The sequence below is a fragment of the Streptomyces sp. NPDC016459 genome (assembly GCF_040632845.1).
Lineage (GTDB): Bacteria > Actinomycetota > Actinomycetes > Streptomycetales > Streptomycetaceae > Streptomyces.
In genome coordinates this window covers 262,649-276,602 of record NZ_JBEYCR010000002.1, presented here as the reverse complement: position 1 = coordinate 276,602, position 13,954 = coordinate 262,649, and the positions used below count along the sequence as shown (strand labels likewise).

11 protein-coding genes are annotated in these 13,954 nt (G+C 73.0%); 5 read left to right on the top strand and 6 right to left on the bottom strand.

What is annotated here, in order from left to right; translation table 11 throughout:
* Positions 1-56 precede the first annotated feature (56 nt).
* Positions 57-470: a hypothetical protein gene (locus ABZ567_RS06880; protein ID WP_360785448.1), complete on the bottom strand. Its 414-nt coding sequence runs from the start codon at positions 468-470 to the stop codon at positions 57-59.
* A 148-nt stretch (positions 471-618) separates the two neighbouring features.
* Between ABZ567_RS06880 and ABZ567_RS06875 the strand changes: the two genes are divergently transcribed.
* Both ABZ567_RS06875 and ABZ567_RS06870 read left to right on the top strand, forming a co-directional pair.
* A complete protein-coding gene (locus ABZ567_RS06875; RefSeq protein WP_360785446.1) occupies positions 619-1,965 on the top strand; it encodes an SWIM zinc finger family protein in 1,347 nt (448 codons plus the stop codon).
* Positions 1,962-3,836 carry a DUF5691 domain-containing protein gene (locus ABZ567_RS06870; protein ID WP_360785445.1) on the top strand — a complete coding sequence of 625 codons (1,875 nt, stop codon included), beginning with the start codon at positions 1,962-1,964 and terminating at the stop codon, positions 3,834-3,836. The genes ABZ567_RS06875 and ABZ567_RS06870 overlap by 4 nt, the downstream gene beginning before the upstream one ends.
* Positions 3,837-3,945: 109 nt before the next feature.
* On the opposite strand, the gene ABZ567_RS06865 is transcribed toward ABZ567_RS06870, so the two are convergent.
* Entirely contained in the window at positions 3,946-4,353 is a 408-nt protein-coding gene (locus ABZ567_RS06865) for a cobalamin B12-binding domain-containing protein (RefSeq protein WP_360785443.1), read from the bottom strand.
* A gap of 303 nt (positions 4,354-4,656) precedes the next feature.
* Here ABZ567_RS06865 and ABZ567_RS06860 point away from each other — a divergent pair, with 303 nt between their 5' ends.
* Positions 4,657-5,448 (top strand): alpha/beta fold hydrolase, encoded by a 792-nt coding sequence (locus ABZ567_RS06860; RefSeq protein WP_360785442.1) that lies wholly within the window; start codon positions 4,657-4,659, stop codon positions 5,446-5,448.
* Positions 5,449-5,670: 222 nt separating this feature from the next.
* Positions 5,671-7,314, top strand: coding sequence for a M23 family metallopeptidase (locus ABZ567_RS06855; RefSeq protein ID WP_360785440.1), 1,644 nt, complete (start codon positions 5,671-5,673; stop codon positions 7,312-7,314).
* A 97-nt stretch (positions 7,315-7,411) separates the two neighbouring features.
* Here the strand turns inward: ABZ567_RS06855 and pcrA are convergent, their stop codons facing one another.
* Both pcrA and ABZ567_RS06845 read right to left on the bottom strand, forming a co-directional pair.
* Positions 7,412-9,862: a DNA helicase PcrA gene (gene pcrA, locus ABZ567_RS06850; protein ID WP_360785439.1), complete on the bottom strand. Its 2,451-nt coding sequence runs from the start codon at positions 9,860-9,862 to the stop codon at positions 7,412-7,414.
* Positions 9,863-9,984: 122 nt separating this feature from the next.
* A complete protein-coding gene (locus ABZ567_RS06845; protein WP_360785437.1) occupies positions 9,985-10,338 on the bottom strand; it encodes a hypothetical protein in 354 nt (117 codons plus the stop codon).
* Positions 10,339-10,680: 342 nt separating this feature from the next.
* Here ABZ567_RS06845 and ABZ567_RS06840 point away from each other — a divergent pair, with 342 nt between their 5' ends.
* Positions 10,681-11,814: an NlpC/P60 family protein gene (locus ABZ567_RS06840; RefSeq protein ID WP_360785435.1), complete on the top strand. Its 1,134-nt coding sequence runs from the start codon at positions 10,681-10,683 to the stop codon at positions 11,812-11,814.
* A gap of 39 nt (positions 11,815-11,853) precedes the next feature.
* Here the strand turns inward: ABZ567_RS06840 and ABZ567_RS06835 are convergent, their stop codons facing one another.
* Both ABZ567_RS06835 and ABZ567_RS06830 read right to left on the bottom strand, forming a co-directional pair.
* On the bottom strand, positions 11,854-12,570 hold the full coding sequence (locus ABZ567_RS06835) for a response regulator transcription factor (RefSeq protein ID WP_360785433.1): 717 nt from the start codon (positions 12,568-12,570) through the stop codon (positions 11,854-11,856).
* Positions 12,567-13,829 (bottom strand): PspC domain-containing protein, encoded by a 1,263-nt coding sequence (locus ABZ567_RS06830; RefSeq protein WP_360785431.1) that lies wholly within the window; start codon positions 13,827-13,829, stop codon positions 12,567-12,569. Before ABZ567_RS06830 ends, ABZ567_RS06835 begins: the two co-directional genes overlap by 4 nt.
* Positions 13,830-13,954: the final 125 nt, after the last annotated feature.

Genomic DNA, 13,954 nt, shown 5'->3' with positions numbered 1-13,954 from the left:
GTCAGCTCACCGCGGAGCGGCCGGGGGTGACCAGGGGTCACCCCCGCGACCGGGGGTCAGCCCGCGACCGGGGAGACGGCGACGCAGCCGCCCGCCATCGCCTGCTCGGCCTTGGCCTCCTTGATGACCTTGCCCTGGTAGATGACCTTGCAGGTGAGGTCGGCGGGGGTGAGGGAGACCGGCATGACGGCCGCCGGCATGATGCCCCGGAGCTTCACCGTCTTCTTCCACGGCGTGGTCGGCTTCTTCTCCGACTCGACCTTCGGCTCCATCGCGGTGCCGTCGCCGGCGTGGTATTCGATGGACTCGATTCCCGTGCCCGTGACCTCGTAGGTGACCTCGTAGGACTCCGTCACTGACTTGTCGACCTGGTCGGCGGCCTTCTGTGCGGCCTCCGAACAGGCGCCGAGGCCGAGTGCGAGGCCGGCGAGGGCGAGGGCCGAGACGGCGGTGCGGGCGGTGCGCTTCATGGGGGTCCCCCTGGACGCGTAATCGGATCGATCGGTCCGGGCAGGGAACCGTAAAGGAACAGTAAAGTCAAATTGCCTGCCCGCACCACGCACCCCGTAACTCCCCAGGCCAGCCGCGTTGTCAGTGGTGGCCTCTACCGTCGGGGACATGAATGCCATGGGGGTGCGCATGACGGCCGAGCAGGTGCTGGCACTGGCTCCTGACGACGCCTCGCGCAGAGCGGGAAGCAGGCTCGGCACGGCCGGGCCGTGGTCCGGCACGGGCTGCGACGGGGGCGCGGTGTGGGGCCTGTGCAAGGGCAGCGGCAGCTCGCCGTACCGGACGGTCGTCGACACCACGGGCCCGGCATACACGTGCAGTTGCCCGAGCCGCAAGTTCCCCTGCAAGCACGCGCTCGGCCTGTTGCTGCTCCAGGCGGCGGACGGGGCGCCCTTCGAGGACTCCGCCGTGCCCGACTGGGCCGCGCCCTGGCTCACCGCGCGGCGCGACCGCCCCCGGGGCACGGCCCGACCCGCCGGGCGCGACACCCCCGAAGGCCCGGCGGACCCCGAGGCGGCCCGCCGCAGGGCGGAGCGCAGAGCCGCACGGATCACCTCGGGCGCACAGGAGTTGGAGCAGCGGCTCACCGATCTGCTGCGCGGCGGTCTCGCCACGGCCGAGCACACCGGGTACGGGTGGTGGGAGGAGACGGCAGCCCGCATGATCGACGCCCAGGCGCCGGGACTCGCCGGACGGGTCAGGGAGTTGGGATCCCTACCGGGTTCGGGGCCCGGCTGGCCGGTGCGGCTCCTGGAGGAGTGTGCGCTGACCCACCTCCTCGACCGCGCCTGGCTGGCCGCCGACCGGCTGCCCGCCCCCTTCGCGACGACCGTACGGACCCGGGTCGGCCTCCCCGCCCCGGCCGCCGGCGCCCCGGTGCGCGACCACTGGCTCGTCCTCGCGCAGTACGACGCGGCCGACGCCCGGCTGACGACCCGGCGCATCTGGCTGCACGGCACGACGAGCGGGCGGACGGCGCTGCTGCTCTCCTTCGGCGCGGCGGGCCGGCCTCCTCAACTGGCACTCCCGGTCGGCAAGGTGCTCGACGGTGAGGTCACCCCGCACGCGGGCTCCGGTCGGCTGCGGGCGGAGCCGGGTGAGGAGTTCGTCCCGGTCACCGGCCCCGCGTCCCCGCCGCCGGGCGGCCCGGTGGGCGAGGCCCTCGACGCGTACGGCCGTGCGCTGAGCGAGGACCCCTGGCTGGACTCCTGGCCCGTGACGCTGCGCGAGGTCGTGCCCGCGCGCGCGGAGTACGGCTGGCAGCTCGCCGACGCGGACGGCCGGGAGGCCCTGCCGCTGACGCCCGTCGCCCAGTCCCGCTCCTCGCTCTGGCGCCTCGTCGCCCTGTCCGGCGGCGGCCCGGTCACTGTCTTCGGGGAGTGCGGGCACCGGGGATTCACCCCGCTCGCCGCCTGGTCCCCGGAGTCCCCGGGGGAGACGGTCCCGCTCATATGACCCCGCCCACGGCCCACAACCCGCCCGGAGGACCGGTGCAGAAGGACACGACCCCCGTTCTCACCGTCGGCCGCGACGGCGACATCGGCGGCGGTGGCACCGGCCGCCACGGCGACGGCGACATCGGCGCTGACAACGGCAGTGGCAGCAGCAGGGACAGCGGCCTTGGCGACGGCAGCGGCGACGACAGCGGCGACAGCAGGGGCAGCGACATCGACATCGAAGGTGGCAGCGCGGACGGCGCCTGGGAGGAGCTCGTCACCTCCGCGCTGCTCGGTACGGACCGGAGGGCGCCCACCGCACTCTCCGGGGTGGCCGGCCCGGACCTGCCGGGCGCCCTGCTCGACGCCGCCGCGCTGCACACCGTACGGCGCAGGGCCGGGCTGCGCCCCGGGCCCGCCGCCCCGCCGCCGGAGCCCGCCCCCGAGGACCCGCGCGAACCGCTGCCCGAGGCGGCCCGGCGCCGGCTCGACCAGTTGCTCGCCGGCCGGACCGCGCCCTCGCCCGCCGGGCGGCGCGGGGCAGCTCCCGACCTGGCCGAACTGCTCCCGCAGTGGCTGGCCATGGCCGGCGAGCGGGGGTACAGGGCGCCCGCCGCCGCCCTGCCCGCCCTCCTCGACGCCGCCCGGGCCCGCACCGACCTGCGGCCTCAGGCCCTCCGTCTCGCCGGGCCGCGCGGGCTGTGGCTCGCCCGGCTCAACCCTGACTGGAGGTTCGCCCTCCGGGGTGCGGGCGCGGGCGGTTCCCTCCCGGCCCCCGACGACCAGGAGGGCGTGCGGGCGCTGTGGGACGAGGGCCTGTTCGCGGAGCGGGTCACCCTGCTCGCCGTCGTACGGACGGCCGACCCGGTGGCCGGACGCGCCCTCCTCGCGTCCACGTGGTCCGCCGAGCGGGCGGAGGACCGACTGATGTTCCTCGACTCGCTGCGGACCGGACTCTCCGACGCGGACGAACCGTTCCTGGAGGCGGCACTCGGCGACCGCAGCCGCAACGTCCGCGCCACCGCCGCCGAGCTGCTCTCCGCCCTGCCGAACTCCGCCCTCGCGGGCCGGATGGCGGGCCGGGCGGTCTCGTGCGTCGGCCTCGACCGGACGGCGCAGTCGCCGACGATCACCGTGGAGGCCCCGCACGAGTGCGACACGGCCATGCAGCGGGACGGTCTCACTGCGACGCCTCCGGCGGGGCGGGGCGAGCGGTCCTGGTGGCTCGGCCAGCTCGTCGAGGCCGCTCCGCTGTCCTGCTGGCCGCCCAGGTTCGGGGGGCGCGGCCCGGAGGAGATCGTGACGCTCCCGGTCGCCGACGACTGGCAGGGTGAGCTGCACGCGGCCTGGTGCCGTGCGGCCGTGCGGCAGCGGGACGCCGCCTGGTCGCGCGCGCTGCTCGGCTCCCCCGCGACCCCGCCCGCGACGGGTCCCGGCACCTCGTCGCTTGCCGAGCGGGCCCAGCTCCTGTCGACGCTGCCCCCGGCCGAGCGGGCGCTGTGGGTCGCCTCGTTCATCGCGGCCCACGGTCTGTCGGAGGCGTTCCAGCTGCTCGGTGTCTGCGAGGTGCCGTGGGCGGAGCCGCTCGGCGGGGCCGTGATCGACGCCCTCGACATCGCGCGTGACGCGGGCAGTTACCCCTGGAGCTTCAGCGGGGTGATGGGCCTCGCGGAACGCTGCCTCGCCCCGGAGGCGGCACTGCAGCTGGAAGCGCTGACGGCCCGCCCTGACGAGGCGGAGGACATCGCTCCCGGCGCGGGCGGCTACTGGTCCGAGGCCTTCCAGCGGCTGGTCTCCACGCTTCGCCTGCGCGCGGCGATGAGAGCCGAACTCACGGAACCACGGGAAGTCCCGGAGCCGCGCCCGCCCGCCGTACCGCCGCACCCCTGACCCGGCGAAAGGCCCTCCCGGGGCGGGGAGGGCCCTTGCGGCAAGCCGACGTGACGGGTGCCGGGTGACGCGTGCCGGGTGCCGGGTGACGCGTGACGTGCGGACCGCGTTACGCGGCCACGCGGACGTTCGCGTTGACCCAGTCGACGATCGCCGTCGTCGTCGCGCCCGGCGTGAAGATCTCGGCCACGCCCTTGTCCTTGAGCGGCGCGATGTCCGCGTCCGGGATGATGCCGCCGCCGAAGACCTTGATGTCCTCCGCGTCGCGGTCCTTGAGCAGCTCCAGGACCTTCACGAACAGCGTGTTGTGCGCCCCGGAGAGGATCGAGAGGCCGATCGCGTCGGCGTCCTCCTGGATCGCGGTGTCGACGATCTGCTCCGGCGTCTGGTGGAGTCCGGTGTAGATGACCTCCATGCCGGCGTCGCGGAGTGCCCGCGCGATCACCTTGGCCCCGCGATCATGACCGTCGAGACCCGGCTTGGCGACCACCACGCGGATCGGACCGCTCACACCCATGACTGCCTCCACATGCGACCCCCGCGCCTGATTGCCGGGGACGTGAACGAACGTTATCTCCAGCATCCCGTACCCGACTGTTTCGCGGAGGCGAGCGAGGGGGAAATCACACGTGGGACATGTTCGCTCCGCGGCGTTCCCCGCTTTCGGGCCCTCACCGGGGCCCACCAGCCGCAAGCGGGGCCCACCGCGAAGGGAGCCGCGATGAGGTCCGCCGTGCCTCCGCGCCGCCGTCCGTGCGGCGCGGAGGCACGGCGCACCGGGCGTTCCGTCCGGCCCCGCGCACCGTTCGGGAGGTCGGCCATGGAGTTCACCAAGGTCACCGCCCTGATGCGGGCCACGGCCCTGGAGCTCGCGATCCTCACCGGACATCTCGTCCTGTACCCGTCCGGGGTATTGGCCGAGCGCCTCGCGCCGTCCCCTCCGCCGAAGACGATCGCCCCGGGCCGCCGCCCGGTGATCCTCCTGCACGGGTACATGGACAACCGCTCGGTCTTCGTCCTGCTGCGCCGCGCGCTGACCCGGCACGGCCGTGACTGTGTCGAGTCGCTCAACTACTCCCCGCTCACCTGCGACCTGCGGACCGCCGCCGAGGTGCTCGGCCGACGGGTGGACGAGATCCGCGCCCGTACGGGGCACGCCGAGGTCGACATCGTCGGGCACAGCCTGGGCGGACTCATCGCCCGTTATTACGTACAGCGTCTCGGTGGTGACAGCCGGGTGCGCACCCTGGTCATGCTCGGCACCCCGCACGCGGGCACCACCGTGGCCCCGCTCGCCGACGCCCACCCGCTGGTGCGGCAGATGCGGCCCGGTTCGGAGGTGCTGCGGGAGCTCGCCGGGCCCGCGCCGGGCTGCCGGACGCGGTTCGTCAGCTTCTGGAGCGATCTCGACCAGGTGATGGTGCCGGTGGAGACGGCCCGTCTCGATCACACCGATCTCCTCGTGCACAACGTCCGGGTCAGCGGGATCGGCCATCTCGCGCTGCCGGTGCACCCGACGGTGGCCGCCGGGGTCCTGGAGGCCCTCGACGCGGGTGGGCCGGAGGGCCGGGCGGCCGGCGCGGAGGAGCCCGGCGCCAGCTCCGTGGCGTGACACTCCGACTCCGTTCTTCGAACGTCCGTCGAACACAAGGCCAAAGCTCTGCCCGTGAGCTGGCGAAACACGGTCGATTGCCCGTTTCCTGCGGCCGCAAACCCCTTCGAAGATTGTCGGTTGCGCATACCGCCGGGTACAGTCGCGCCACTGCTTACCCCCGGGACACCCCTCGTCGGGTCGCCCCGGACTGGTCCTGCTGCCGAGGCGAGAGAGACGTTGGTGAACGACCAGCACCCCCACGCCGGGTACGTCGGAGACGGCGCACACCCCACCGGCACCTTCGCCACGGATCCCCTGTTCGGCGCCTACGCCGACACCCCGGCCGACCACAGCGGCCAGTGGGACCTCGGCGGGTACGACACCTCCGCCGCGTACGGGACGCCGGGGCAGCACGGCACCACGCAGTACGACACGACCGGCCGGTACGGCGCCACCGCGCCGTACGACTCGACCGGGCAGTACGACACGACCGGCCAGTGGGACACCACCGGGCAGTGGAACACCACCGACGCCTACGCGGCCACCGGCACGTACGCCACGACGACCGGGCCGTACGACGCCACCCGGGCCACCCCCTCGTACGACACCACCGGCCAGTGGGACGCCTCCGCCTGGACCGAGGCCCAGCACACCGCCCCGTACGAGACCGTCCACTCCGGCGCCTACGCCGCCCAGGGCACCTACGGTCACGAGGCTTACGACGCCACCGGCCAGTGGGCCGCCCCCGCCTTCGCGACCGACACCGGCGCCTTCGACGCGACCGCGTGGAACCGGACGGCCCCGGAGGCCGAGCCGGTCGTCCCGCGCCAGTACGTGCCGCCGACCGAGCACACCGCGGAGTTCGCCTTCGCGTACGTCCCCGAGCCCCGGTCGGACGCCGACGAGGCGGAGTACCCCTACGCCGAACACCCCGCCGGCCACACCGAACACTCCGCTGAGACCCCCGGCGCCGAGGACCTCGCGGACGACGACGGCACCGAAGCCGCGTACGACTCCGCCGCCCCCGCCGACGACCGATCGGCCGATCTCGACGACGAGCCCCCCGTCGAGATCCGTACGGACTCCCCCGCCGCCGGCCGTTCCGTGCGCCGCTCCTCCGGTGGCGGCCGCGGCCGCCGCCGCACTCCCGCCAAGCGTTCCGCCCTGCTGACGATCGCCGTCCCCTCCGCCTGTGTCATGGGAGTGGCCGGCATCGCCGCCGCCTCCGTCAGCGGACTCTCCACCACCGGCACCGACGGCGGTCAGAAGGACGACACGACCTCCCTCGCCGCCGCCGACGCGGCCTCCGCGCAGCACGTCGCCGCGAACAGCGCGCTCGACACCCAGCTCGCCGCGCTCAGCGCCGACGCCCGCGACTTCGGCGAACGCGCCAGCCGTACCCAGGAGCGCATCGACCTCAAGGCCCGCCAGGACGCCGAGAAGAAGAAGCGCGAGGAGGAGGCCGCCCGCAAGGAGGCGATGCGGCCCAAGTACAGCCTGCCGGTGGAACTCCACCAGCTCAGCGCGCGCTTCGGCCAGTCCGGCGTCAACTGGATGTCCGTGCACACCGGCATCGACTTCCCCGTGCAGACCGGCACGCCCGTGCGCGCCGCCACGGACGGCACCGTCCGCACCCAGCTCAACAGCGCCTACGGCAACATGGTGATCGTGACCGCCCCGGACGGCACCGAGACCTGGTACTGCCACCTCAGCAGCGCCAAGTACCGCTCCGGTTCCGTGAAGGCCGGTGACGTCATCGCGTACTCCGGCGACTCCGGCAACTCCACCGGCCCGCACCTCCACTTCGAGGTCCGGCCGGGTGGCGGTTACGCGATCGACCCCCTGGACTGGCTGCGCAGCCACGGTCTCGACCCGACCAACTGACCCCGCACCGTCCCGTACGTACAGGGGAGAGGGCCCCGGCTTCGGCCGGGGCCCTCTCCCGTACGCGCCGGAGCATCGCTCGCCGGCGCTCGACGCGCTACAGCTTCTCGACCGGCGCGTACCGCAGCAGCAGCCGCTTCGGCTTCTCGTCGCCGAAGTCGATCGTCGCCTGGGCGTCGGCGCCCACACCCGTCACCGTCATGACCGTGCCGAGGCCGAACTGGTCGTGCGTGACCCGGTCGCCGACCTGGAGGGAGATCACCGGCTTCTCCCCGGCGCGCCGGGTGGCGAAGCCCGAGGGCCCGGAGCGCGAACGGGATGAGGAGAGCGAGGAGGTGATCCCCGACGTCGGCCCGGCGGGCTTCGCCATCGGACCGGTCCGCTTCCAGTCCAGATAGGCGGTCGGGATCTCCTCCAGGAACCGCGAGGCCGGGTTGTACGAGGGCTGGCCCCAGGCGCTGCGCATCGACGAGCGCGTCAGGTAGAGCCGCTCACGCGCGCGCGTGATCCCGACGTACGCCAGGCGCCGCTCCTCCTCCAGCTCCTTCGCCTGCCCGAGGGCGCGCATGTGCGGGAAGACGCCGTCCTCCATGCCGGTGAGGAACACGACCGGGAACTCGAGGCCCTTGGCGGTGTGCAGCGTCATCAGGGTGATGACGCCCCTGCCCTCCTCGTCCTCGTCCGGGATCTGGTCGGAGTCGGCGACGAGCGCGACCTTCTCCAGGAACTCCGCGAGGGTCGCCGGCTCCTCGCCGCGCTCCTGCTCGAACTCGAGGGCGACGGCCGCGAGTTCCTGGAGGTTCTCGATACGGGTCTCGTCCTGCGGATCGGTCGAGGCCTGGAGCTCGGCCAGATAACCCGTGCGCTCCAGGACGGCCTCCAGGACGACGGCGGGGCCGGCGCCGGACTCGACGACGGTCCGCAGCTCGTCCATCAGGGCGTTGAAGCGCTTGACGGCGTTGGCCGAGCGGGCGGCCATCCCGTACGCCTCGTCGACCCGCTTGAGCGCCTGCGGGAAGGTGATCTTCTCGCGGAGCGAAAGGGCGTCGATCATCGCCTCGGCGCGCTCGCCGATGCCCCGCTTGGGCACGTTCAGGATGCGGCGCAGCGGGACGTTGTCCTCGGGGTTGGCGAGGACGCGCAGGTAGGCGAGGACGTCCCGGACCTCCTTGCGCTCGTAGAAGCGCACGCCGCCGACGACCTTGTAGGGCAGGCCGACGCGGATGAAGATCTCCTCGAAGACACGGGACTGGGCGTTGGTCCGGTAGAAGACGGCGACGTCCCCGGCCTTGGCCTCGCCCGCGTCCGTCAGCCGGTCGATCTCGTCGGCGACGAACTGGGCCTCGTCGTGCTCGGTGTCGGCCACGTAGCCCGTGATCCGCTCGCCCGCGCCCGCGTTCGTCCACAGGTTCTTGGGGCGGCGGGACTCGTTGCGCTCGATGACGGCGTTGGCGGCGGAGAGGATCGTCTGCGTGGAGCGGTAGTTCTGCTCCAGGAGGATCGTGGTCGCGTCCGGGTAGTCCTCCTCGAACTGGAGGATGTTGCGGATGGTCGCGCCGCGGAAGGCGTAGATCGACTGGTCGGCGTCGCCGACGACGCACAGCTCGGCCGGGCCGAGGTCCTCGTAGCCGGTGCCGACGAGCTCCCGTACGAGGGTGTACTGGGCGTGGTTGGTGTCCTGGTACTCGTCGACGAGGACGTGGCGGAAGCGGCGGCGGTAGTGCTCGGCGACGTCGGGGAACGCCTGGAGCAGGTGGACCGTCGTCATGATGATGTCGTCGAAGTCCAGGGCGTTGGCCTCGCGCAGCCGCGCCTGGTACATCCGGTACGCCTCGGCGAGCGTCTTCTCGAAGCCGTCGACGGCCTGGTCGGCGAAGGTCTCCTCGTCGATCAGCTCGTTCTTGAGGTTCGAGATCTTGGCGCTGAACGACTTCGGCGGAAACTTCTTGGGGTCGAGGTCCAGGTCACGGCAGACCAGGGACATCAGCCGCTTGGAGTCGGCGGCGTCGTAGATCGAGAAGGAGGAGGTGAACCCAAGCCTCTTCGACTCGCGGCGCAGGATGCGGACGCAGGCGCTGTGGAAGGTCATGACCCACATCGCGTTCGCCCGCGGTCCGACGAGCTGCTCGACGCGCTCCTTCATCTCGCCGGCGGCCTTGTTGGTGAAGGTGATCGCCAGTATCTGGCCGGGGTGCACATGGCGCGTGCCCAGGAGGTGGGCGATGCGGTGGGTGAGCACCCGGGTCTTGCCGGAGCCGGCGCCCGCGACGATGAGCAGCGGGGTGTCGGTGTGGACGACGGCCGCGCGCTGCTCCTCGTTCAGCCCGTCCAGGAGCGCGGCGGCGTCCACGACGGGGCGGGGGGCGCCGTCGCGGTAGTACGCGTCCCGGGCGGGCGGGGGCACGTCGAAGTGCTCCCCGAAGAGGTCGTGCGGGACCTCCTCCCCGGCCGGGGAGCCGAGCTCGTGGTCCTCGGGGTGGGGCGGGGGCTCCTGTGAGGAGTGGTTCTGGAGACCGGCCAGGAAGCTGTCGTCAAAGAGGCTGCTCATCGCCTCACGAGTCTAGGACGCCCCACCGACATCCGGGCCCGCCTTCGGGACCCGCCTTCCTCGCGGGGCTGCGGAACCGGTCACACCCGAGGGGGCCGTCGCCCCGCCGGGGGTGCCGCTCGTCACGTCCAGAGGGTCGCGATGAAGATGTTCGCCGTGGTCAGGGCGCCGACGGCGGCGAAGAGGCCCTTGTCGACCCTCTCCTCGTCCCGCTTGACGTAGACGAGGCCGAGGATGACGACGAGCACCGCAAGCTTGACGCCGATCTTGATGTTGTTCACGGTCTGGTCGTCCGCCTGGTTCAGGCCGACGAGCGCCACGCCCGTGATCAGCATGACGAGCGCGCCGTGCAGCATCGCGGGGCTGAAGCGGGCCGTACCGGCTCCCATCGCCTTCATCTGGGTCAGGAATCCGCCCAGCAGGGAGGCGATACCGATGATGTGCAGGGCGACGAAGACATTGATGAGTACGTCCATGAGGCGGAGCCTAACCGGGGCCTTAGCACCGCCCCGGGGCCGGGTCCATCCGCTCCCGTACTTCGGTCGGTCCACCGCAGGAACGCCTCCGGTCTCTCCTCGCAAGCGAAAGAGACCGGTCCCCAGCCCGTCAACTAGCGCCAATACCGGTCAACTCGTCGTCCGGGCGTGACCCCCGGTTTAGCGTCCTCCACCAGGTGGCCGACTCCCCACCGCCGCCGGCGCTCCGGCGGTCGTCGGTCGCCCCCGCCGAGAAAACCCGGCGGCGGTCCGTCTCCCCTGTGCGGCCCGCCGTCGGCCCGGCGGGCCCGTTCCCCCAAGCAGAGGATGTGACCCGCCTTCGTGGCAGCACACCGAAAACCCAAGCAGTCGCCCCTCGGTGGCCAGGCGGTCCGCACCGCCGCCACCCTCGCCCTCGCCTCCGCCGCGACCTCGACGCTCTTCGCGGGGTCCGGGCACGCGGAGCCGGGGCCCACCACCGCCCAGGTCAAGGCGAAGGTCGACCGGCTCTACCAGGAGGCCGAGGTCGCGACGGAGCGGTACAACGGTGCCGAGGAGAAGGCGGACGAAGCCCGCGCCTCGTTCGACCGGCTCCGTGACGAGGCCGCCCGCAGAACCCAGCGGCTCAACACCGCGCGGGCCGGACTCGGAGCCGTGGCCGCCGCCCAGTACCGGTCCGGAGGCCTCGATCCCGCGGTACAGCTCGCCCTCACCTCCGACCCCGACGAGTATCTGGAGCGGGCCGCGCTCGCCGAGAAGGCCGGGGACCGACAGGCCGCCACGATCACCGCCGTACGCCGCGAACTCGCCGCCGTCCGGCAGCTGCGCGCGGAGGCGGAGGGGCGCCTGACCGTCCTGCGGGGGCACGAGGCGGAACTGCGGCGGCAGAAGGCGGCCGTGGTCGGCAAGCTCCGGTCGGCGCGGACCCTGCTCGCCCGCCTGACGGCGGAGGAACGGGCCCGGTACGAGGCCGCCGCGGCCGGCCGGGACGGCTCCGGCGCCCCGACGGGCAACGGCACCTCGGCGCGGAACAGCGGCGCGCACGGCACAACCGCCTCCGGCGGCTCCGCCCCGGTGCGGGCCGACCGCTCCTCGGAGGGCGAACGCGGGCCGGTGACCGCCCCGAACGCACGGGCAGCCCAGGCCATCTCCTTCGCCCGCGCCCAGCTCGGCAAGCCGTACGTGTGGGGGGCGACGGGCCCCTCCGGGTACGACTGCTCGGGCCTCACCCAGGCGGCCTGGCGCGCGGCCGGAGTGTCCCTGCCCCGCACCACGTACACCCAGATCAACGCCGGCGCGCGTGTCTCCCGCTCCCAGCTCGCCCCCGGTGACCTGGTCTTCTTCTACTCCGGGATCAGTCACGTCGGGCTCTACGTCGGCGGCGGCCAGATGATCCACGCTCCCCGACCGGGCGCCCCGATCCGGGTCGCCCCGATCGACGAGATGCCCTTCGCCGGAGCGACCCGGGTGGGATGAGGTACGGAACCACTCCGACCGGTTCGCCCCCCGGGGGGCTCAGACCAGGCGGCGGGCGGTGGCCCAGCGGGTCAGCTCGTGCCGGTTGGAGAGCTGGAGCTTCCGCAGCACCGCCGAGACGTGGGACTCGACCGTCTTCACCGAGATGTAGAGCTGCTTGGCGATCTCCTTGTACGCGTATCCCCGGGCGATCAGCCGCAGCACCTCCCGCTCCCGCTGGGTCAGCCGGTCCAGGTCCTCGTCCACCGGCGGGGCGTCCGTCGAGGCGAAGGCGTCCAGGACGAACCCGGCGAGCCGGGGCGAGAAGACGGCGTCGCCCTCCTGCACCCGGAAGATCGAGTCCACCAGATCGGCACCGGTGATCGTCTTGGTGACGTACCCCCGGGCGCCACCCCGGATCACCCCGATCACGTCCTCGGCCGCGTCCGAGACCGACAGGGCCAGGAAGCGGACCGGGTCCTCCGGGGTGCCCATCAGGCTCGCGCAGCGCCGCAACACCTCCACCCCGCCGCCACCCGGAAGGTGCACGTCGAGCAGGACGACCTCGGGGCGGGTGGCCGTGATGACGGTGACCGCCTGGTCGACGTCGGCTGCCTCGCCGACCACCTCGACGCCGGTGACCTCGGTCCGGCCGATCTCGGCCTGCACGCCCGTACGGAACATCCGGTGGTCGTCGACGAGCACCACCCGCACCCGGCGCTCCGTTCCCGCCGCCCCCGCCTCGGTCCCGGTCGCTGCCCCGGTCTCGTCGCTCATCCGTCCGCCCTCTCCATCTCAAGCTCCACTTCGGTGCCCCCGCCAGGCACGGACCGCAACCGGGCGGTGCCGCCGTTGCGCTGCATCCGGCCGATGATCGATTCTCGTACGCCCATCCTGTCCTCGGGCACCGCGTCCAGGTCGAATCCCGGCCCCCGGTCACGCACGGAGACGAAGACCGTGCGGCCCTCCACCTCCGCGTACACCTGGACGGCCCCGCCCTCGCCACCGTACTTGGCGGCGTTCACCATCGCCTCACGCGCGGCCTGCATCTGCGCGACCAGCCCGTCGTCGAGCGGGCAGTCACCGACGACGACCACTTCGAGGGGGACCCCGTGCTTGTCCTCGACCTCGGCGGCGGCCTTCTTGACCGCCTCGGCGAGGGTCGCGGGCTCCTCGTCCCTGCCGGTCCCCTCGGGCTTGTACAGCCAGTTCCGCAGTTCCCGCTCCTGGGCGCGGGCCAGGCGGCGGACCTCGCCCGCGTCGTCGGCGTTGCGCTGGATCAGGGTGAGGGTGTGCAGCACGGAGTCATGGACGTGGGCGGCGACCTCGGCACGCTCCTGGGCGCGGATGCGCATGGTCCGCTCCTCCGTGAGGTCCTGCGACATCCGGATCAGCCACGGGCCGGCGAGCAGGGCTATCCCGGTGAGCACGGCGACGGCGGCGGTGAGGGCCGTGCCGAGCTGGGCGACGGAGCCGCGGACCACCATGAAGACGGCGATGCCCGTACCGACCAGTGCGACACCCACGAAGCCGCGGACGAGGTGGAAGGCGCGCCCCCGGCGTCCCGCGTCGGTCCAGCTCGCCCGGCGGGCGTTGTCCGCCTGGCGCCAGACCAGGACGACGCCGACGCAGATCAGTATCCCGGGCCAGACGTACCGCCCGGTCTGGCTGCCGATGTCGATGTTGCCGACGAGGACCGCGCCGCCGATCGCGAGGGCGATCAGGGCGAAGATCTGGCCCCGGTCGGGCTTGCGCAGTCTGCGGCGCCCGTCCGGGGTGGTCTCGAAGACGGGGCGCGGAGCGGTCCGTCCGCCGACGCCGAGGGGGACGACGATCCAGAAGGCCGCGTAGAGCAGGAGTCCCAGGCCGTCCGTGATGAAGAGGACCATGAAGATCACTCGCACCCAGACGACCGGCAGGCCGAGGTGTCCGGCGAGGCCGCGGGCGACACCGCCGAGCCACCGCCCGTCGGCGCTCCGGTAGAGCCTGCGCACGGGCGGTTCGTCGGTGTCGGTGACACGAGCGGCTGCGGACATGCACCGATCGTCACACGTCCGCTCGGCCCGGGACATCAGGGTCTGCCCTGAGATCGCCCCTGGTACCGCCTCGGGGAGGGAGGGGGACCGAATATCAGGGTCGGGCCAGGGTCGGACCCGGTGCC